Here is a 20,109-nt window from a genome sequence, read left to right on the forward strand (position 1 = left end):
ATCAGATTCCTTCACGCTCGATGGGGCACGACATGCATCGCGGACCGCCGCGGCCGCGTCCGAGCTCATTGCCCTGGATCGTCACGACCTCGATGCCCTTCTTGCGCAGGTACGTGTTGGTGGTGACATTGCGCTCGTAGGCGACCACGACACCGGGGGACAGGGCCAGCGCGTTGCAGCCGTCGTCCCACTGCTCGCGCTCGGCGGCGTGCACGTCCTGGACCGCGGTGAGCACCCGGATGGAGTCCAGCCCCAGCGCGGACGCGATCGCGTCGTGCATCTTCTCCGGTGCGTTGGCGGTGACCTTGAGACCGGCCTCGCTGTCACCGGGCTCCACGGTGTACGACGGCAGCATCCCCATGCCGACGTACTTGGTGAAGGTGTGGTCGTCGACCATCGTCATGACGGTGTCCAGGTGCATGAAGGCGCGCTGCTGCGGCATCGAGATCGCCACGACCTTCGTCGCAGTGCCGGCCTTGAACAGCCGGCGGGCCAGGCGTTCGACGCCCTGCGGGGTCGTGCGCTCACTCATGCCGATCAGGACGACACCGCGCCCCAGGACCAGGATGTCGCCGCCCTCGGTCGTGGCATCGGCCGCCGTGCCGTCGGCCCAGACGCTGAACTTGGAATCCGTGAACGTCGGGTGCCAGCGGTAGATGGCCTGGTAGTGGATCGTCTCGCGAGCACGTGCCCGCTTGCGCATCGTGTTGACCGAGACGCCACCGTAGATCCACGCCGAGGTGTCCCGGGTGAACAGGTGGTTCGGCAGCGGCGGCAGCAGCAGGTCGTCCAGCTCGAGGGCCTGCAGCACCAGCGACGACGGCTCGTCGGTCAGCTCGAGCAGCTCACGCTTGGTCATGCCGCCGATCAGGTGCGTGACCAGGGTCGCGTCGTCGAGTCCGTCGAACACCGGCATGAGCGCGGCGACCGCGAGTGGCCCGTACACCCGCTCGTCCAGCGTCTGCTCCAGCACGAACTTGCGGGCCTCCGGCAACGCGACCGTCTCGCGCAGCAGCTGGTCGAGCAGGTGCACCGTGACCCCCGCATCGCGCAGCGTGTCCGCGAACGCGTCGTGCTCCTGCTTGGCCTTCTTGACCCACAGGACGTCGTCGAACAGGTATTCGTCGTGATTGCTGGGGGTGAGCCGCTTCAGCTCCAGGTTCGGGCGATGCAAGATCACCTGACGCAGCTGGCCAACTTCAGAATCCACATGCAGGTCCATGTTTGTGCCCTCTCGTTTGCATACCAGACTTCCGGCTGCACGGGATCGGTTGGAGGGCCGAAGGTCCCCGCCTCGCGGGCGCAAAGCCTCATCCAGCGCGGGCGCTGTCGCTGCTTGCCTGAGTCTGCAGCCGATCGTCGGCAGGAGAGAGGACCACGTCATGGACTCCACCCCCAAGCACGCCTCTGAACCGTCTGAACCGTCGGACGCACAGTCGTCGGACGTCCCGAACGACCAGAGCACGGAACCCGACACCGGCAAGACGATCCGGTTCCCGAGCGCCTTCACGGTGCTGTTCGCCGTGACGGTGGCGGTCTGGATCCTGGCCTTCTTCATCCCGACCGGCTCCTACAGGACCGAGGACGGGCGTCCCGTCCCCGGCAGCTATGCGCACACCGATGCCGACCTGTCGTTCGGCGACCGACTCCTCCAGCTGTTCCTCGCGCCGGTCAACGGTCTCTACGGCATCCTGAACGGCGACGGCTTCATCGGCCCCAACGAGTCCGGCGAGCTGTACGGAGCCGCCGGCGTGTTCTTGTTCGTCATCGCGATCGGCATCTTCATCACGATGGCCATGAGCACCGGCGCGATCGACAACGGCGTGGCCCGCATCGCGCAGAGGATGAGCACGCGCGGGTCGCTGCTGATCGCGGTGCTGATGGTGCTGTTCTCGATCGGTGGCACCGCCGAGGGCATGGCCGAGGAGACCCTGGGGTTCTACGGCCTGGTCGTCCCGCTGATCCTGGCCCTGGGCTACGACCGGTTGGTCGCGGCCTCGATCATCCTGGTCGGGGCCGGCGTGGGGGTGCTGGCCTCGACGGTCAACCCGTTCGCGACCGGGGTCGCCTCCGATGCGGCGGACATCTCGATCGGTGACGGCATCGTCCTGCGCTTCGTCATGTACATCCTCCTGGTGCCCATCGGCATCTGGTGGGTGCTGCGATACGCCCGCAAGGTCAAGGCCGATCCGTCGAACTCGATGGTCGGGCCCGCCGAGGGAGATGAGGAGCTGTCGTCCCAGGGCCTGGGTGACGTCGCCGCGTTGACCGGTCGGGAGAAGACCGTGCTGAGCGTCGTCGGATTGACGTTCGTGTTCATGATCTTCGCGATCGTGCCGTGGGCCCAGATCATCAACGGCCCGAACGCGGACAGCTACTCCTGGCAGCTGGACTGGTACTTCCCGGAGCTGGCCGCGCTGTTCATCGCGATGTCGATCGTCGTCGGACTGATCGGCGGACTGGGGGAGAAGGGGCTGACGGACACCCTGGTGAGCGGCGCCGGCGACTTCATCGGTGTCGGCCTGATCATCGTCCTGGCCCGCGGCGTCACGGTGATCATGAACAACTCGCAGATCACCGACACGATCCTGCACTCCATGGAGAACCTCGTCAACGACACCTCGTCCGGCGTCTTCGGGGGAGTGATGCTGCTGATCAACCTGCCACTGGCCTTCCTGGTGCCGTCGTCCTCCGGTCACGCTGCGCTCGCGATGCCGATCCTGGCGCCGCTGGCGGACTTCGCCAACGTCCCACGCGCCACGGTCGTCACCGCCTACCAGTCGGCGTCCGGTCTGGTGAACCTGATCACGCCGACGTCGGCGGTCGTCATGGGCGGTCTGGCGCTGGCCAAGGTCCGCTACGACATCTACCTGCGGATGGTCCTGCCGCTGGTCGGGATCCTGCTGGTGGCGAGCCTGATCTTCGTGGTCATCGGCTCGCTGTGACGCTCGCGGTCGGGCCGTGCGGCAGGTGCCGTGCGGCCCGAGTTCGTCACGCCACGTCGCGCCGAGCGGCCTGACGCGCCACCCGGTCGTCCAGCAGCCGCCGGGCGATCTGCTCGCACAGTGCGACGGGCTGCTCGGTGCGACGGGCGGAGCGCAGCACGAGTCGGTCTGCCTGGAACACCAGGCGCATGACCTGTCCCGGCACGAGGACCCCGGCGAACTCGGCGGCCAGACGACTGGCCAGCTCGACAACGCCGCGGTGATGAGTCATGGCGTCCATCACGGCTCCCTTCACAGCGGGTGGACGATCAACTGTCCGCGGTACCGGGCCCGCTGCGTAGTGACAAATGGCCTTGAGATCGTGGGGCCTCTGCCGGACCGCGGCGCCGCCAGCCGTCCGGCGGTGGCCCCGCAGGACCATGGACTCTGGGGTCTGTCACGGCGTCTCGGTGGACTGTCAGGATGGCCCTTGGCGCAGCGCAGGACGACGCGCAGACCTTCCACGACCTGACCGCCCACGAGACGGTGCTCCAGCTGGGCACTGATCACCTCACGGGGCTCAGCGGCCAGGAGGCCGAGCGCCGGCTCGGGGTCCAAGGCCCCAACAGCCTGCCGGCGGAGCGCGGCGAGGGCCCGGTCCGTCGATTTGCGCGCCAGCTGAACAGTCCGCTGATCTACGTGCTGATCGCCTCGGGGATCATCACGCTGCTGCTGGGGGAGAAGGTCGACAGCACGGTCATCTTCGCGGTCGTGCTGGTCAACGCCGTCGTCGGATTCGTCCAGGAGTCGAAGGCCGAATCCGCACTCGAGGCGCTGCGCTCGATGGTCCACACCGACGCCACGGTGATCCGCGACGGCGTCCAGCGCAGCATCCCGTCCGAGGAGATCGTCCCGGGCGATCTGGTGCTCCTCGAGGCCGGTGACCGGGTGCCGGCCGATCTGCGGCTGATCGAGGAGAACCAGCTCAGGACCGACGAGTCGGCACTGACGGGGGAGTCGCTGCCGGTCGAGAAGAACCACCACCTGCTCGCTGCCGGCGCGGTGATCGCCGACCGGGTCAACATGGGCTACTCCGGCACCCTGGTGACCAACGGGTCCGGGCGCGGCATCGCCGTCGCGACCGGCACGCACACCGAGATCGGCAAGATCCACGGCCTGGTCGGCAGTGCCGACGCGGTGGAGACCCCCCTGACCCGCAAGCTGTCGAAGTTCAGCATGCAGCTGACGATCCTCATCCTGGGTCTGGCGGTCCTTGCCTTCATCGTCGGGGTGGCTCGCGGCGAATCGGCATCCGACATGTTCGTCGCGGTCGTGGCGCTGGCTGTCGGTGCCATCCCCGAGGGACTGCCGGCCGCCGTCGCGATCACCCTGGCCATCGGCGTCTCACGGATGGCGCAGCGGCGCGCGGTCATCCGCCGTCTGCCGGTCGTGGAGACGCTGGGCAGTGCGACGGTGATCTGCTCGGACAAGACCGGCACGCTGACCGAGAACCGCATGACCGTCCAGGGCATCTGGACTGCCGACGGCACGCTCGCGCAGATCGGTGACGGGGTCGACTCGCTCGGGCCCGACCCGACCGGCGCCGCCCGCTGCTGCCTCGTGGTGGGGGCCAACTGCAACGATGCATGGCTGGGTGAGGCCGGCGAGACGCTGGGCGATCCCACAGAGACGGCGATGCTGGTCGTGGCGCAGCAGCACGGCGTCATACCGCGAGGGCTCGAACGGGTGGCAGCGCTGCCGTTCAGCTCCGAGCGCCAGTACATGGCCACGGTCCACGTCGATCCGAGCACAGGGGGCCAGCTCCTGATGGTCAAGGGAGCCGTCGAGCGGGTGCTGGAGGTCAGCGCCTGGCAGATGACCGCCTCGGGAACGACCGAGGCGATCGACCCGACAGCCGTGCACGAAGCGGCCGAGGACCTTGCCCGCCAGGGCATGCGGGTGCTCGCCACGGCCGTGCAGCGCGATCCCGACGACGACGTGATCGACCGCCTGATGGCCGGAGACGCGGGCGGGATGATCTTCACCGGCCTCCAGGCGATGATCGACCCCCCGCGGTCGACGGCCGCCGACGCGGTCGCGTCCTGCCATGCTGCGGGCCTGTCGGTGAAGATGATCACCGGTGACCACGCCACGACAGCCGCGGCGATCGCCCGGCGCATCGGGATCCTGCCCCCGTCCGAGGACGGCGGCGTCCTGGTCGGCAACGAGCTGGAGCGCATCGACGACACCGACCTGCCTGATGCGGCCGAGCGGACGTCGGTGTTCGCCCGGGTCACCCCGGACCAGAAGCTGCGCCTCGTCCGGGCGCTGCAGTCGCGCGATCATGTCGTCGCGATGACCGGTGACGGCGTCAACGACGCCCCTGCCCTCAAGCAGGCCGACATCGGCGTCGCGATGGGGGTCGTCGGCACCGAGGCGGCCAAGGACGCGGCCGACATGGTGCTGACCGACGACGACTTCGCCACGATCGAGGCTGCCGTCGAGGAGGGCCGCGGCGTCTTCGACAACCTGACCAAGTTCATCGTCTGGACCCTCCCGACCAACCTGGGTGAGGGGCTGGTCATCCTGGTGGCGATCCTGCTCGCGGCGGAGCTGCCGATCCTGCCCACCCAGATCCTGTGGATCAACATGACGACCGCGGTCGCCCTCGGTCTGACGCTGGCGTGGGAGCCGAAGGAACCCGGGATCATGGAGCGTCCGCCACGCAACCCCCACGACCCCATCGTGAGCCGTCCCATGGTGGTGCGGACGGCGCTCGTCTCGGCGCTGCTGCTGGTCGGCTCGTGGTGGGTCTTCCGGGCAGAGGTCGACGGCGGTTCCTCGCTCGAGGCGAGCCGGACGGCTGCGGTCAACGTGTTCGTGATGGTCGAGGCGTTCTACCTGTTCATCTGTCGTTCCCTGACCCGGCCCAGCTGGCGGGTGGGGCTGCTGAGCAATCCGTACCTGGTGGTCGGGGTCACCCTGCAGGCCATCGGGCAGCTGGCGCTGACGTACCTTCCCGCCATGAACACGTTGTTCCAGACCGCCCCGATCGGTTGGGACAGCTGGTTGAGGATCGTGCTGGTCGCGATCGCCATGTCCTTGGTCGTGGCGATCCACAAGTACCTGGCGAACGGACGCCGGTCCGGCGGTCAGACCGTGTAGCGCGGCGGCACCACGGCGACCGGCCGGCGGCCCGACCGGGTCAGTGCGCGGGTCACCGGGGCCCGCCACCCGCGCGCCGGGCCGCCCGCGGGACGTCCGGCCACCACGAGAGACCCCTCGCCCGCCACGTCCGTCGTCTCCTCGGCCGGGTCACGGCCCTCGGCCAGCACCGTGCTGGCGGAGACGTCGGGATATGTCTCGGCCCAGCCGGCCAGCGTCTCGGCCAGCACCAGTCGTGCCGAGTCGATGTCCTTGATGGCCTCGCGATGACTCATGACGTGCACGACGCGGACGGGCAGCGACAGCCGGTCGGCGATCTCGAAGGCGAACTGCATCGGGCCCCGCTCGGGGCCGCGCCCGTCGACCGCGACGACGATCTCGTCGACGGCGAACGACGAGATGTCGGGTGGCACCACCACGATCGGGCTGGAGGAGTGCAGGCACAGGAAGTTCGTGACCGCCTCGCCAGTGACCCGGTCCAGCCATCCGGCGTCATCGGTGCCGACCACGACGGCCTTGGCCCCGGTGCTCTCGGCGCCGAGCACCGCCGGTGGGAAGCCGACGACCAGGTCGTACTCGACGTCGGTCACCGCCAAGGACGTGTCGAGGTGCTCCTGGGCTCCGGCCACCACCCGTCGAGCGGCGGACACAAGATTCTCCGGCAGGTCTGCCGCGGTGTGGGGACCGTACCCATAGGGATAGGGAACCTGACATGCATGCACGACCCGCAGGCGGGTCCCGAAGCCGGCGGCCAGGCCGGCCGCGAAGTCCAGCGGGCCGGTCTCTTCGCCACGGACACCGACGACGACGGGGCGTCCGGAGGATGAGGGGCTCATGGAGACCTACTTGGACCGCTCGATGACGATCTTCTGCGGCCCGCCCTCCGATGCCTTCAGGGGGACGCGCACCTCCAGGATGCCGTCGGCGTAGCTGGCCTTGACGTCGTCCGCGGCGGCACGCGGGATGCGCACCTGCCGGGTGAACGAGCCGTACCGGTGCTCCTGCCGGTTCTTGTCCTTCTTCTCCTCGCGACGCTCCCCGTGAATCGTCAGGACATCGCCCTCGACGGTCACGGTGACGTCCTTGTCCGGGTCGACGCCCGGCAGCTCGGCGCGGACCACGTACTGGTCGTCCTCCGTGTAGTCCTCCACCGGCACCGAGGGGGCGACGCCGACGTGGCGCATCTCGGTCTCGAACCAGTCCACCAGGTCGGTGAAGGGTCCCTGCGAACGCCTGACGATGCCTTGGGCCATGGGAGTCTCCTGATGTCGGGTGTGAAGGGGCGCGGCGCGGCCCCGCACCCGACGATTCCACCCGGGCCGGCGTTCAACACCGGACCCAGGTCCTCTCGATCAGGGACCGCCGGCCCTGTGTCGCTCCGCACCACCGCTGCCCAGGACCGCCCCGACGGCTCGGAGGGGAGACGAGCGGGGCGGTCGAGGAGCACGGGGAAGGCTGCAGACGGAGCCTGCGGCATCCTCGGCTCGATCTCACGGTGCCATCCGGGTTCCGGTGGCCGAAAGGGACGAAGGACATCGAAGGCCGTCACCGTCGGTCCGATCCGATGGGCCGTGGAAACCGGGCCCTTCGTCCCTATGGCCGAGGCGTCGCCTGACCTTGGGTGTGTAGCACGCGGGTATGTCCTCGTACCCGCGCTGGTGGCCATCCTTTGTCCGCAACCGATCTGTCCGGACCGCTCCCGCACCATGGCCCTGCGAGTGCGGAACAGCTTGCTCGATGCAACAGTCATTGCACACCGAAAGATTCGTGAAGGGGCCACATGATGATTCGGGTCTTCTTGTTGGATGACCACGAGGTGGTGCGTGCGGGAGTCAAGAAGCTGCTCCAGCGCGACGGCGACATCGAGGTCGTTGGCGAGGCCGGGACGGCCGCGTCGGCGCTGTCGCGAATACCCGCTGTCATGCCGCACGTCGCGGTGCTGGACGGCCGTCTGCCTGACGGCAGCGGTATCGAGGTGTGCCGCATGATCCGCTCGAAGCTGCCCGAGATCGCCACCATCATCCTGACGACCTATGACGACGACGACGCGCTCTTCTCGGCCATCATGGCCGGCGCCTCCGGCTACGTCCTCAAGCACATCAGCGGCCAGGAGCTCGTCGACGCCGTACGGCACGTCGCCCGCGGCGGATCGCTCCTGGACCCGCTCGCCACGGCGAAGGTCATGGAGCGGCTGCGGGTGGGCAACCCCGAGGAGCCCGACGAGTTCAAGCGGCTGACCCCGCAGGAGCGCCGCATCCTGGTCCTGGTCGCCGAAGGGCTGACCAACCGGCAGATCGGTGTCCGTCTCCACCTGGCCGAGAAGACGGTCAAGAACTACATGTCCAACGTCCTGGCCAAGCTCGGTTTCGAGCGTCGCACCCAGGCCGCGGTCTTCGCCAGTCGCCTGCTCGGCGAGCAGGCTCCCGGGACGTCGGTCCTCGGTGAGGGGGGCGACACGACCCTGCACGGCACGACCGGTCCGCCCTCAGGCTGGCGGAATGACTGATCGACCTGCACGACCCGGAGGCCCACCGATCATCACCGTGCTGGTCCTGGCCGACGACTTCTCGGGCGCTCTCGCGTATGCACTGGACTACGCCCTGTTCAGGCCGGCGGCCGTACGGGCCGTGCGCGTGCCCGGAGCGGCCTTGATGCACCCACCGGCCCCGATACCCATCCGTGACGTCGGCGGTAACGCAGGCGCCTCGCTGATGCGCCTCAGCACGTCGTCGGAGCGCATGGTGGCGCAGACCGGCGGCCGCGATCCCAGGGGCGTTCTGGCGCAGCTGCGACAGAGCACGCACAGCCCGTTGGTGGAGGTCGATCGAGACGGCGCGGTGGTCCGGTTCACCGACCCGTGGCACTGGTCGAGGTCCCTCCGCGGGTCGGCGGCGGGCTGACGGGAGCGGGTCGGGTCACAGCGGGACGGACCACGTCAGCTTCGTGCCCCCGGCGGGTGGCCCATGCAGCTTGAACGTGCCGCCCCGCGACTCGGCGCGACGGCGCAAGTTGAGCAGGCCGCTGACCTCCGCGGCCTCGCCGGGTCCCCGACCGTCGTCGGTGACCTCGACGTTCACGGTGCCATCCATGGCAGTGACGGCGACGTCGACCTTCGACGCCTCGGCATGCTTGACCACGTTGATGAGGCCCTCAGTGACGACGGCCGCGACGTCGTCACGGCATGTCCCGGTGATCAACGTGTCGACGGGCCCGGACAGCACCAGCTGGGTCGTGCCTGGTGACGCGCCGGTCACATGATCGACGATCTGCAGGATGCGGGTGCGCAGATTGACCGCGCCCGGGCGCGGCTCACGCCGCAGCTCGAAGATGCTCTGCCGGATCTGCGTGATCGTGCTGTCGATCGAGTCGATCTCGGACCCGATGCGTGCCGCGGCGTCCGCTGGGACCATCGCCGCGATCTCCTCGAGGTTCAACCCGGTGGCGAACAGGCTCTGGATGACGTGGTCGTGCAGGTCCCTGGCGATCCGCCCGCGATCCTCGAGCACGGCGACCCGCTGGCGGGTCTGCAGCAGCTCCCGGCGCCGGGACATCTCGTTGATGAGTGCCGCGAACTCCACGCCCATCTCGATGTCCTGTGCGTCGAAGAACTCCTTGCCGGCATCGCGGCAGACGACGAGCGCTCCGACTGCTGCACCGTGGCGCGGATAGGTCACGATCATGGTGGGCCCGGACAGCGCCGGCACGGCGAGCCCGCCGGGCTCCGGCGGGACGAGCCGGTCCAGGAGGACCGGCACACCCGCGGTGACGACGGCTGCCAGGGCGGCTGCGTCCAGCGGGAAGGAGACGTCGCTGAGGTCCTCGGTGGCGCTGCCGGCGGCACGTTCCACGATCACTTCACCGGTCGCAGCGATCTTGGCCAGGAAGGCCAGATCGGCGGAGGACTGCTGGCGGACCTCCTCCACGATGCGGCACAGATTTCCCTCGTCGTCGATCTCGATGGGTCGCCTGGCCAGGTCGGCGAGCGCGGCCGACCACTTCGCCCGGCGGTTGGAGGCGTCGAGCTGACGGGCGTTCTGGAGCGCGATCCCAGCAGTCGCCGCCAGCGCCTCGGCCATCTCCTCGTCGGCGTCCGAGAACGCCCCGCGCTCGCTGTCGGCGATCAGGAGCGTGCCGTAGAAGACGTCCTGCACGCGGATCGGCACGCCCAGGAAGCTCTTCCACGGATGGTGCGCCGGAAATCCGACGGATCCGTCCGGGTCCCCCTCAGCGGCATCCAGCCGGAGGGTGTCGATCAGGGCCCCCAACAGGTCCTTGCCTTGCGGCATCGTGCCCATCAGCTCCACACCGTCGTCGTCCATCCCGGTGTGGATCAGCGCCTTGATCCGGTGCTCGTCGTCCAGGATGCCGATCGCGGCGTATCGCGCTTCCAACAGCTCCTTGCCGAGCTCGGCGATGGTCTGCAGGATCCTGGGCGTGTCCAAGTTGTCGGTCAGCTCGTGGTGGATGCGGATCAGATCTCTCAACCTGGCTTGGGAGTAGGCGCGAGTCGTCTGATCCGTGATCTCGGTCGAGGCAGGCCTCGTGCGCGGCCCCGACCCGCTTGAGTGCAACTCGTCCATGATCGTGCTCCTGTCTAACACGTGCCTCTCACGTTACGCCGGAACCTCGGAGACGGCCTGCTGTAGCAGGCGGCCACAATCTGAGGAGGGCGAACGGCTGTCCGTGCGCCGCAACTCGCGGGGAGGCCGCCCCGTTGCCTCCGGGCGGGCGGGTAGCTGAGCGGCTCCGCCTTCTCGTGCCAGATGCCGTCCGGCGCGATGGTGAGCCGGGTGACGACGAAGCGGTCGGCGGCGAGCGAGCTGGCGACGGAGTTGGCCGATGCTGGACCGGCCCGGCCGTCCCTGCCGCGCCCCCCGCTGATCACGGCGACACGTAGGGGTCGCTTGGTGGGCATCCGATGCTCCTCGGGACGGCGGGGCGAGGCTCTTTAGGAAGGACAGTAGAAGAAAGACTGTCCTTTCGGATCCACCTGAGGTACCGCCTCGCGGCCCTCAGGTACCGGTCCGATCGATCCTGTGGTGCACCGTCCGGCACGCGACCAGCGTAGGGCGATGTTCGCTCAGACGGTGCTGGTTATCCCGTGATCGTGGGAGAAGACCACGATCTGCACGCGGTCGCGCAAGCCGAGCTTGCGCAGGATCCCGCCCACGTGCGTCTTCACAGTTGACTCACTCGACAAGATCTCCTCCGCGATCTCGGCATTGCTGAGTCCGCGGGCCACGGCGCCGAACACCTCAAGCTCCCGATCGGTGAGCTCGTGGTATCCATCGGGGAGCACACGCGGCTCCGCGAAGGTCGCCGACATCAGCGTCGTGAGGTCTGTGGGGGAGAGCACCGCATTGCCCGCATGGACCGTGCGAATGGCCTGGCACAGCATCTCCGGGGTGACGTACTTGAGCAGGAAGCCGCTCGCACCGTGCCGGATCGCCGTGGCAGCACGCTCATCGAGGTTGAACGTCGTCAGGATGACGACGCGGACGATCCTGTCGCGATGGCTGACCCGATCCGGCGAGAAGATCAACTGGGTGGCCTCCACTCCGTCCATGTGGGGCATCCGGTTGTCCATGAGGACGATGTCCGGTGACTGCTCATCGACCAGCAGCACCGCCTCGGCACCGTCGGCCGCCTGCCCGACGACCTGCATGTCCGGCTGCGCGTCGACGATGGCAGCGATCCCGGCGCGGAACAGGTCCTGGTCGTCCGCCAGGACGACGCGGATCGAGCTGGTCATGCCGTCACGGTACGCGAAGTGGGATGCTCGCGGTGGCGATGAACATGGCGCCGGTGGCATGATCGTGCGTCTCGACCGCCAGCCGGCCACCGACGGATTCGACCCTGCGGCGCATGCCCGCCACGCCGTGGCCGCCCCCGGGGCGGTGCTCACAGGGCGGACGGACGACGTTGCGCACCTCGAGCTGCAGGTCATTCTCCCAGCGCTGTGCCACCCACAGCGGCGCGTCCAGCAGCCCGTGCCGCAACGCGTTGGTCAACATCTCCTGAAGCACACGGAATGCGACGAATTCGACATCGTGGGGAAGGGGCTGCGGCATTCCGACGACGCTGACACGGATGTCCCTGCCGGCTTTTCTGAGTCCGTCGATGAGGTCCTCGACCCTCACGGAGGCGGGCCCGGCATCGGAACCACCCGCCCGCAGGACGGCGTGGATGTCCTGCAAGGACAGGCGGGCCGCGGAGGCGACATGCTGGAGAATCTCGCGAATTCGGTCGGGCTGGTCGTCGTCGAGGAAACGGGCCGACTCCGCCTGCGCGAGGATCACCGCGAGCGAGTGCCCCACCACGTCGTGGACCTCATTGGCCATTTGCGTCTGCGCCGCCCTCAGGTCCGCGACCTCGGTGGCGTGGGCGAGCCGAGCCTCGGCCTCGTGCTGCCTCGCCTCCGCGACGTCCCTGTCGATCCGCGACCGCTCGTTGGCGTCGTGGCTGCGCAGGAGAAGCCCGATCAGCCAGGGTGTCGAAAGGGTGACCACGGCGACGGCGAGGGGGGCGAGTACGTCGGACGTCGCGCCGTGGGCGACGGACCCGGCGCGGTCACCGACCCGTAGTACGTCGAGGGGATCGCCGTCCTGGTGGAAGATCAGCACCTCGACGCCAGCCTCCAGCGCGATCGAGAGCCCGCTGAGCCACACGACGAGTGCGTTGCCGTAGCGAGCGGCGCCAAAACTGACGAGGAGAGCAACGAGGTGAGCTGAGGTCAGGTGGACGGAGGCCGTCATCATGGCGAGGTTGGCCAGCCACGCTGTCAGCAAGGCAGCACCCGGGGCACGGAACAACAGCGCCGCGGCGACCGTACACCCGAGCATCCCGGCCCACGCGCCCGCTGGGACGTCCGACCAGCCGCTGTACCGCAGCTTCAGGTCGAACCAACCGAGCGCCGCCACGGGGAGGCTGACCAGAGCAGGCAGCCACGATACGCGGAAGACCGGATGCGAGGTCATGCTGAGGTTCATCCTCGAAACGGCGGCTCCGAACGGCACGGCTCTGAGAATGGCACGCTGGCGCCCGATTGTCACCGCCCAGCCTGTTCGGCGGTACTGACGAGCCCCTTGCGCTCCACGGCGTCCCGGACGAGCACCGTTCGCTGGCCCCGTCCCCTCATGACCGGTTTGACGGCAACGGGCCCGTTCCACCGGACCGAATCGGCGGTCCTCGACGTCGCGACCGCACCCGAGGCGGTCAAGAGGAGGGAGGCCGGTCGTTGTGCACCGCAGTAGCGTGGAGGACGTGACCCACCCCACGATCGCCACCGCCGGTGAGCTGCGCGCCTCCGGCCACGTCCAGAAGTCCCTGCGTGCCGAGATCCGCGACAACCTCCTGTCGGCCCTGCGGGAAGGCCGTGATCCCTGGCCCGGCCTGCACGGCTTCGAGTCCACCGTGATCCCGCAGCTGGAGCGCGCGCTGATCGCCGGCCACGACATCGTGCTGCTGGGTGAGCGCGGGCAGGGCAAGACCCGCCTGCTGCGCACCCTGGTCGGCCTGCTCGACGAGTGGTCGCCGGTCATCGCCGGCTCCGAGCTGGGCGAGCACCCGTTCGAGCCCATCACCGCCGCGAGCGTGCGCCGGGCCGCCGAGCTCGGTGACGACCTCCCCGTCCAGTGGCGCCATCGCGACGAGCGCTACGCCGAGAAGCTCGCCACCCCCGACACCAGCGTCGCCGACCTGATCGGTGACGTCGACCCCATGAAGGTCGCCGAGGGACGCAGCCTGGGCGACCCGGAGACGATCCACTTCGGGCTCATCCCGCGCAGCCATCGCGGCATCGTGGCCATCAACGAGCTGCCCGACCTCGCCGAGCGCATCCAGGTCGCCATGCTCAACGTCATGGAGGAGCGCGACATCCAGATCCGCGGATACGTCCTGCGCCTGCCCCTGGACGTCCTGGTCGTCGCGAGCGCCAACCCCGAGGACTACACCAACCGCGGCCGCATCATCACGCCGCTGAAGGACCGCTTCGGCGCCGAGATCCGCACGCACTACCCGACCGAGCTGGTCGACGAGATCGCCGTGATCCGGCAGGAGGCCGAGCTGGTCGCCGACGTCCCGGACCACCTGGTGGAGATCCTCGCCCGTTTCACCCGGGCACTGCGCGAGTCCAGCGCGGTGGACCAGCGCAGCGGCGTGAGTGCGCGGTTCGCGATCGCCGGTGCCGAGACGATCGCGGCTGCGGCGATCCACCGCGCCACACGTCAGGGTGAGGAGGAGGCCGTCGCACGCCCCGTCGACCTCGAGACCGCCGTCGACGTGCTCGGCGGCAAGATCGAGTTCGAGTCGGGGGAGGAGGGCCGCGAGGACGAGATCCTCGACCACCTGCTGCGCACGGCCACCGCCGAGACCGTCCGCGCGCACCTGCGCGGCGTCGATCTCGACCTGCTCGTCGCGGCGATCGAGAACGGTGCCCTGGTCACGACCGGCGAGCAGGTCACCGCCCGGGACTTCCTGACCGGGCTTCCTGCCCTGGGCGAGTCCGAGGTCTACGACGAGATCTGCGAGCGGCTGGGAGCCACCAACGACGGCCAGCGGGCCGGGGCGATCGAGCTGGCCCTGGAGGGGCTGTACCTCGCGCGCAGGGTCAGCAAGGAGACCGGCGAGGGCGAGACGATCTATGGCTAGGACCAACCGCCGGCTGACCCGCGACGCCCGATACGGCCGGTACGTCGACGGGCCCGATCCACTGGCGCCCCCGGTCGATCTCGCCGAGGCGCTCGACGAGATCGGCGAGGACGTCATGGCCGGGTACTCACCCGAGCACGCGATGCGCGAGTTCCTGCGCCGGGGTGGACGTGACCAGGCCGGCCTCGACGAGCTGGCACGCCGAGTCGCCCAGAAGCGCCGCGAGCTGGCCCAGAAGCACAACCTGGACGGCACCCTGGCCGAGATCAAGGAGCTGCTGGAGCGCGCGGTCCTCGCCGAGCGCAAGCAGCTGGCCCGTGACGTCGAGATGGACGACGCCGACCGGATGCTGGCCGAGATGCAGCTGGCCAACCTGCCGTCGTCGCCCGCGGCGGCCGTCAACGAGCTGAACGGCTACGAGTGGCGCAGCAGCGAGGCCCGCGAGGACTTCGAGAGGATCAAGGACCTACTGGGGCGAGAGATGCTCGACCAGCGCTTCGCAGGAATGAAGAATGCCCTCGAGAACGCGACGGACGAGGACCGCGCCGCGATCAACGAGATGCTCACCGACCTCAACGAGCTGCTCGACGCCCACCGGCGGGGCGAGGCCGGCCAGGAGCAGTTCGACAAGTTCATGGCCAAGCACGGCGAGTTCTTCCCCGAGAACCCGCAGACGATCGACGAGCTGCTGGACGCCCTGGCCCAGCGGTCGGCGGCGGCCCAGCGGATGCGCAACTCGATGACCCAGGAGCAGCGCGACGAGCTCGACTCCCTGGCCCAGCAGGCCTTCGGCTCTCCCGAGCTGATGCAGTCGCTGGCCCAGCTCGACGGCAACCTGCAGGCGCTGCGTCCCGGCGAGGACTGGGGTGGCTCGGAGCAGATGGACGGCCAGGAGGGTCTCGGCCTGGGCGACGGCACCGGCGTCTTCCAGGACATCGCCGACCTGGACGACCTGGCCGATCAGCTGGCCCAGTCGTACAACGGCTCCCAGATGGACGACCTCGACCTCGACAAGCTCGCGCGCCAGCTCGGCAACGAGGCCGTGGTCGACGCGCGCACCCTGCAGCAGCTGGAGAAGGCGCTGCGCGACTCCGGCACGCTGCGCCGCGGCACCGACGGGCAGCTCAAGCTGACGCCCAAGGCGATGCGCCAGCTCGGCAAGGCCCTGCTGCGCGACGTCGCCAACACGATCTCTGGCCGACAGGGCAACCGGGACGTGCGCCAGGCCGGTGCGGCCGGCGAACGCTCCGGCGCGTCCCGCGAGTGGGCCTTCGGCGACACCGAGCCGTGGGACGTGACCCGGACGATCACCAATGCCATCACGCGGACGGCCGGCGCCGGCGGCTCCACCACGGGCGGCGTGCGGATCGAGATCGGTGACGTCGAGGTGCAGGAGACCGAGGCCCGCACGCAGGCCTGCGTCGCCCTGCTCGTCGACACCTCGTTCTCGATGGCGATGGACGGCCGGTGGGTGCCGATGAAGCGCACCGCGCTGGCCCTGCACACACTCATCACGAGCCGGTTCCGCGGCGACGACCTGCAGCTCATCGCCTTCGGGCGTCACGCCGAGTCCATGAAGATCGAGCAGCTCACCGGCCTCGACGCGATGTACGACAAGGGCACGAACCTGCATCACGCGCTCCTGCTGGCCAACCGGCACTTCCGCAAGCACCCCAACGCCCAGCCGGTCCTGCTGATCGTGACCGACGGCGAGCCCACCTCACACCTGGAGAGCAGCGGCGAGGTGTTCTTCTCCTACCCGCCGCATCCGGTGACCATCGCGCACACCGTCCGCGAGCTGGACCAAGCGACGCGCCTCGGCGCACGGACGACCTTCTTCCGCCTCGGAAACGACCCGGGCCTGGCCCGGTTCATCCAGTCGATGGCCGACCGGGCCGGGGGCACCGTCGTCGCCCCCGAGCTGGACGACCTGGGTGCTGCGGTCGTGGGTTCGTACCTGGGCGCCCGCGGTGGCCGAGGCACGTCCGCTGCCGACGATGTGGGCTACGGGGGCCTGTGGAGCGGTCGCGGCTACTGGGCGGGCTGAGGGGCTCTCACACCGCGCCGGCGATGAGGAACGAGTCGTCGGCACTCTCCAGCTGCAGCGTCACCGACTCCGAGCGTCGCTCGCCCTTGAAGTCATAGGAGTAGGTGTAGGAGACCCGCATCTGGTCGGGGTCCGCGGAGATCTGCTGGATGTCCAGATTGTCGACATGGCTCCAGAACCCCTTGTAGCCCTCGATGCCGTCGCTCTCGCGCTGGTACGCCGGGGTGAGCATCGTGAATCCACGGTCGGGGTCGCTGCTCGCGGTGGACAGGTAGTCCGCGGCGAATCCTTCCAGCGCCGAGGGGGACGCACCGTCCTGCGATGGCTGACCCGCGCCCGTGGGGGTACGCCCGGTGCCCGTGGTGGCGGCCGGTGACGCAGCTTCGGTCTCGTCGCCGTCCCGCAGCGCGACGAACGTGACGGCCGCGACCACGGCGACGGCCGCGACCACGGCTGCGATCCGGAGGCCGGACGCGGCCCGGACGTGCGTGCCGGCGCGTGCGGGGGCCGCGGGGGCTGCGGCGACGGGCGGCTCCAACGGCCGAAAAGCGGTCGTCGGAGCCGGTGCGGACAGCGGGCCCGTCTCGTCCGCCGCGGGCGTCGCGAGCATCGCCTGGGTGATCTCCGGATCGCCGTCGGACTGCGCCGACAGCGCGTGGGCGACGGCCGCCATCGTGGGCCGAGCCTCTGGATCGTGCTGCATCATCGCGGTGACCAGATCGGGCAGCGTCCCGTGCGCATCGAGACGCGGCGGCTCCTCGTGCACGATCCGGTACATCGCGCCCAGCACGTTGTCGGCGACCTGGTAGGGCGGCCGGCCGGCGAGGGCGTGGAACACCGTGGCGCCCAGCGACCAGACATCGCTGGCGGACGTCGCCATCCGCCCGCTCGCCACCTCGGGGGACAGGTACGCCGGCGAACCGGTCACCAGCCCGGTCTGCGTGAGGGAGGCATCGGCCTGGGCGCGGGCGACGCCGAAGTCGGACAGCTTCGCGATTCCGTCGCCGGTCAGCAGGATGTTGGAGGGCTTGACGTCACGATGCACGATCCCGTGCTCGTGGGCGACGGCCAGCGCGCCGGCGACCTGCTGGACGATCGGGGCGAGCACATCCGGGTCGACGCGTCCGTGCTCGGCGATGACCGCGGCCAGGGTGGGCCCGTCGACGTGCTCCATCACGAGCCACTGATGGCCGCCGTCGTCGACGAGGTCATAGACCGCGACCACGTTCTGGTGGTTGACGCTGGCCGCCAGGTGGGCCTCCCGCGTGGCGCGCTCGAGATCCGGCTCGGCGCCCGTGTGGGCCATGCCGATCTGCTTGACGGCGACAACCCGATCCAGGACGGTGTCTCGACCCAGCCACACCGATCCCATGCCCCCACGACCGATCTCGTGGTCGAGCTCGTACCTGTCCGCGAGCATCCGGCCTCCGTTCCTCAGTGCTCAAACCTAGGGGGTGGGCCCTCGGGACGCGCGCCGGGCGGCCGGTACCGGCCGTCAGCGAGGCGTGAACGCGGGCGACCTGGACGGCCCGTCAGCGGCGCCCTTCTTCAACATCGGCAGGACCCGCGGGGGCACCAGCTCGGACAGCACGATGACGCTGGTGGAGCGGGCCACCGATCCGGACTGGCTGAGATGCAGCAGCGTGTCCTTCAGGTCCTCGTGGGACATCGCGGCGATCTTGCACACCACATCGGCGCTGCCGCTGGTGATGTAGGCCTCCAGGACGTTGGGCAGCGAGTCCAGCTCGGTGGTCACCGCGTCCAGCGAGCCCTGCACGATCTCGAGCGTCACGAAGGCCAGCACCGGGTGTCCGGCGGCGGTCAGGTCGATGTCGGGACCGTACCCGGTGATGATGCCGGCCGCCTCGAGCTTGGCCAGGCGGGACTGGACCGTCGCCCGTGCGACATTCGTCAGCCGGGACAGCTCGAGGTCACCGATGCGCGGATGTGCCTGCATCGTCTCGACGAGTGCGACATCGAGCTGGTCCATGGCGTCTCCATCTGGTCAATGTGCATGGGTGAGGCCTCTCATGGTGCACCGAGGTGCCCGGTTTGACCACCTCCGGACGGCGCGGTTGTCCATCACCGTGCAGTGGTGTGTCCTGACTCACATGACCATCGATCTCACCGACGCCGAGCGCCTCGCCGACCTCGACCTCGCCCAGCTCCAACAGCTCGTGGGGCTCGTCGAGCACGATCCCAGCACCGACCCGTTCCCGGTCACCGGCTGGGACGCCGTGGTGTGGGCGGTCGGCAATGCCACCCAGGCGGCGCACTTCTACATGTCGGCCTTCGGCATGGACCTGGTGGCGTACAGCGGTCCGGAGACCGGCAACCGCGATCACCATGCCTTCGTGCTGGAGAGCGGGGCCGTCCGCTTCGTCCTCCAGGGCGGAGTCGCCCCGGACAGCCCGGTGCTCGACCACCACCGCCGCCACGGCGACGGCATCATCGACATCGCCCTGGAGGTGCCCGACGTCGACGTCTGCATCGATCACGCCCGCGCCCAGGGCGCGACGATCCTGCAGGAGCCCCAGGACCTGTCCGACGAGCACGGCACGGTGCGGATCGCGGCCATCGCGGCCTACGGCGACACCCGGCACACGCTGGTCGACCGCAGCCGGTACACAGGGCCGTACCTGCCCGGACACGTGGAGCGGACGTCGTCGCTGGTGCGTGCCGCCGACGCCCCCAAGCGCATCTTCCAGGCCCTGGACCACGTCGTGGGCAACGTCGACATGGGGCACATGGACGAGTGGGTCGACTTCTACAACCGCATCATGGGCTTCACCAACATGGCCGAGTTCGTCGGCGACGACATCGCGACCGAGTACTCGGCGCTCATGAGCAAGGTCGTGGCCAGCGGCAACCACCGGGTCAAGTTCCCGCTCAACGAGCCGGCCGTCGGCAAGAAGAAGTCCCAGATCGACGAGTACCTGGAGTTCTACCAAGGACCCGGCGCCCAGCACCTCGCGCTGGCGACCAACGACATCCTGGACACCGTCGACCGGTTGCGGGCCGCCGGCATCGAGTTCCTCGCGACGCCCGACTCCTACTACACCGACCCGCAGCTGCGCGAGCGCATCGGCGAGGTCCGGGTGCCCATCGAGGAGCTGCAGCGTCGCGGCATCCTGGTGGACCGCGACGAGGACGGCTACCTGCTGCAGATCTTCACCAAGCCGATCGGCGACCGGCCGACGGTGTTCTTCGAGCTGATCGAGCGGCACGGCTCGCTGGGCTTCGGCAAGGGCAACTTCCAGGCTCTGTTCGAGGCCATCGAGCGGGAGCAGGCGCGTCGTGGGAACTTCTAGGACCGGGAACAGC

Annotated in this window: 16 protein-coding genes; 7 read left to right on the forward strand and 9 right to left on the reverse strand. The window is 69.2% G+C overall.

The genetic code is table 11. The features are described from left to right. Position 1: 1 nt before the first annotated feature. Positions 2 to 1,384 carry an arginine deiminase gene (locus NQV15_RS09185; RefSeq protein ID WP_369413856.1) on the reverse strand — a complete coding sequence of 461 codons (1,383 nt, stop codon included), beginning with the start codon at positions 1,382 to 1,384 and terminating at the stop codon, positions 2 to 4. Here NQV15_RS09185 and NQV15_RS09190 point away from each other — a divergent pair. Next, on the forward strand, positions 1,383 to 2,945 hold the full coding sequence (locus NQV15_RS09190) for a YfcC family protein (protein ID WP_232399523.1): 1,563 nt from the start codon (positions 1,383 to 1,385) through the stop codon (positions 2,943 to 2,945). The genes NQV15_RS09185 and NQV15_RS09190 overlap by 2 nt on opposite strands. A 46-nt stretch (positions 2,946 to 2,991) precedes the next feature. Here NQV15_RS09190 and NQV15_RS09195 read toward each other — a convergent pair whose 3' ends face one another. Further along, on the reverse strand, positions 2,992 to 3,225 hold the full coding sequence (locus NQV15_RS09195) for a hypothetical protein (RefSeq protein WP_257125034.1): 234 nt from the start codon (positions 3,223 to 3,225) through the stop codon (positions 2,992 to 2,994). A 182-nt stretch (positions 3,226 to 3,407) separates the two neighbouring features. Between NQV15_RS09195 and NQV15_RS09200 the strand changes: the two genes are divergently transcribed. Further along, positions 3,408 to 6,089 (forward strand): HAD-IC family P-type ATPase, encoded by a 2,682-nt coding sequence (locus NQV15_RS09200; protein ID WP_232399525.1) that lies wholly within the window; start codon positions 3,408 to 3,410, stop codon positions 6,087 to 6,089. Here the strand turns inward: NQV15_RS09200 and NQV15_RS09205 are convergent. Both NQV15_RS09205 and NQV15_RS09210 read right to left on the reverse strand, forming a co-directional pair. Continuing rightward, a complete protein-coding gene (locus tag NQV15_RS09205; protein ID WP_232399526.1) occupies positions 6,077 to 6,925 on the reverse strand; it encodes a universal stress protein in 849 nt (282 codons plus the stop codon). The genes NQV15_RS09200 and NQV15_RS09205 overlap by 13 nt on opposite strands. Before the next feature lie 6 nt (positions 6,926 to 6,931). Further along, entirely contained in the window at positions 6,932 to 7,342 is a 411-nt protein-coding gene (locus NQV15_RS09210; protein ID WP_232399527.1) for an Hsp20/alpha crystallin family protein, read from the reverse strand. A gap of 527 nt (positions 7,343 to 7,869) precedes the next feature. Between NQV15_RS09210 and NQV15_RS09215 the strand changes: the two genes are divergently transcribed. Both NQV15_RS09215 and NQV15_RS09220 read left to right on the forward strand, forming a co-directional pair. Further along, positions 7,870 to 8,595, forward strand: a complete 726-nt coding sequence (locus NQV15_RS09215; RefSeq protein ID WP_318532941.1) for a response regulator transcription factor — start codon at positions 7,870 to 7,872, stop codon at positions 8,593 to 8,595. After that, positions 8,588 to 8,989 carry a hypothetical protein gene (locus NQV15_RS09220; RefSeq protein WP_232399528.1) on the forward strand — a complete coding sequence of 134 codons (402 nt, stop codon included), beginning with the start codon at positions 8,588 to 8,590 and terminating at the stop codon, positions 8,987 to 8,989. The genes NQV15_RS09215 and NQV15_RS09220 overlap by 8 nt, the downstream gene beginning before the upstream one ends. A gap of 15 nt (positions 8,990 to 9,004) precedes the next feature. Here the strand turns inward: NQV15_RS09220 and NQV15_RS09225 are convergent, their stop codons facing one another. The 3 genes from NQV15_RS09225 to NQV15_RS09235 all read right to left on the reverse strand — a co-directional run bounded on the left by NQV15_RS09225 (position 9,005) and on the right by NQV15_RS09235 (position 13,066). After that, on the reverse strand, positions 9,005 to 10,573 hold the full coding sequence (locus tag NQV15_RS09225) for a GAF domain-containing sensor histidine kinase (RefSeq protein ID WP_232399529.1): 1,569 nt from the start codon (positions 10,571 to 10,573) through the stop codon (positions 9,005 to 9,007). A 596-nt stretch (positions 10,574 to 11,169) separates the two neighbouring features. Further along, entirely contained in the window at positions 11,170 to 11,841 is a 672-nt protein-coding gene (locus tag NQV15_RS09230; RefSeq protein WP_232399530.1) for a response regulator, read from the reverse strand. 4 nt (positions 11,842 to 11,845) lie between these two features. Then, positions 11,846 to 13,066: a sensor histidine kinase gene (locus NQV15_RS09235; RefSeq protein ID WP_232399531.1), complete on the reverse strand. Its 1,221-nt coding sequence runs from the start codon at positions 13,064 to 13,066 to the stop codon at positions 11,846 to 11,848. Between the two features lie 286 nt (positions 13,067 to 13,352). On the opposite strand from NQV15_RS09235, the gene NQV15_RS09240 reads away from it, so the two are divergent. Both NQV15_RS09240 and NQV15_RS09245 read left to right on the forward strand, forming a co-directional pair. Further along, complete coding sequence (locus NQV15_RS09240; RefSeq protein WP_232399532.1) at positions 13,353 to 14,738, forward strand: magnesium chelatase; 1,386 nt, start codon at positions 13,353 to 13,355, stop codon at positions 14,736 to 14,738. Next, complete coding sequence (locus NQV15_RS09245; RefSeq protein WP_232399533.1) at positions 14,731 to 16,785, forward strand: vWA domain-containing protein; 2,055 nt, start codon at positions 14,731 to 14,733, stop codon at positions 16,783 to 16,785. Before NQV15_RS09240 ends, NQV15_RS09245 begins: the two co-directional genes overlap by 8 nt. Before the next feature lie 7 nt (positions 16,786 to 16,792). On the opposite strand, the gene NQV15_RS09250 is transcribed toward NQV15_RS09245, so the two are convergent. Then, on the reverse strand, positions 16,793 to 18,205 hold the full coding sequence (locus NQV15_RS09250) for a serine/threonine-protein kinase (RefSeq protein WP_232399534.1): 1,413 nt from the start codon (positions 18,203 to 18,205) through the stop codon (positions 16,793 to 16,795). A gap of 75 nt (positions 18,206 to 18,280) precedes the next feature. Continuing rightward, complete coding sequence (locus NQV15_RS09255) at positions 18,281 to 18,775, reverse strand: Lrp/AsnC family transcriptional regulator (protein WP_232399535.1); 495 nt, start codon at positions 18,773 to 18,775, stop codon at positions 18,281 to 18,283. A 121-nt stretch (positions 18,776 to 18,896) separates the two neighbouring features. Between NQV15_RS09255 and hppD the strand changes: the two genes are divergently transcribed. Continuing rightward, entirely contained in the window at positions 18,897 to 20,096 is a 1,200-nt protein-coding gene (hppD, locus tag NQV15_RS09260; protein ID WP_232399536.1) for a 4-hydroxyphenylpyruvate dioxygenase, read from the forward strand. Positions 20,097 to 20,109 lie beyond the last annotated feature (13 nt).

The sequence above is a fragment of the Aeromicrobium wangtongii genome, assembly GCF_024584515.1.
Taxonomy (GTDB): Bacteria; Actinomycetota; Actinomycetes; order Propionibacteriales; family Nocardioidaceae; genus Aeromicrobium; species Aeromicrobium wangtongii.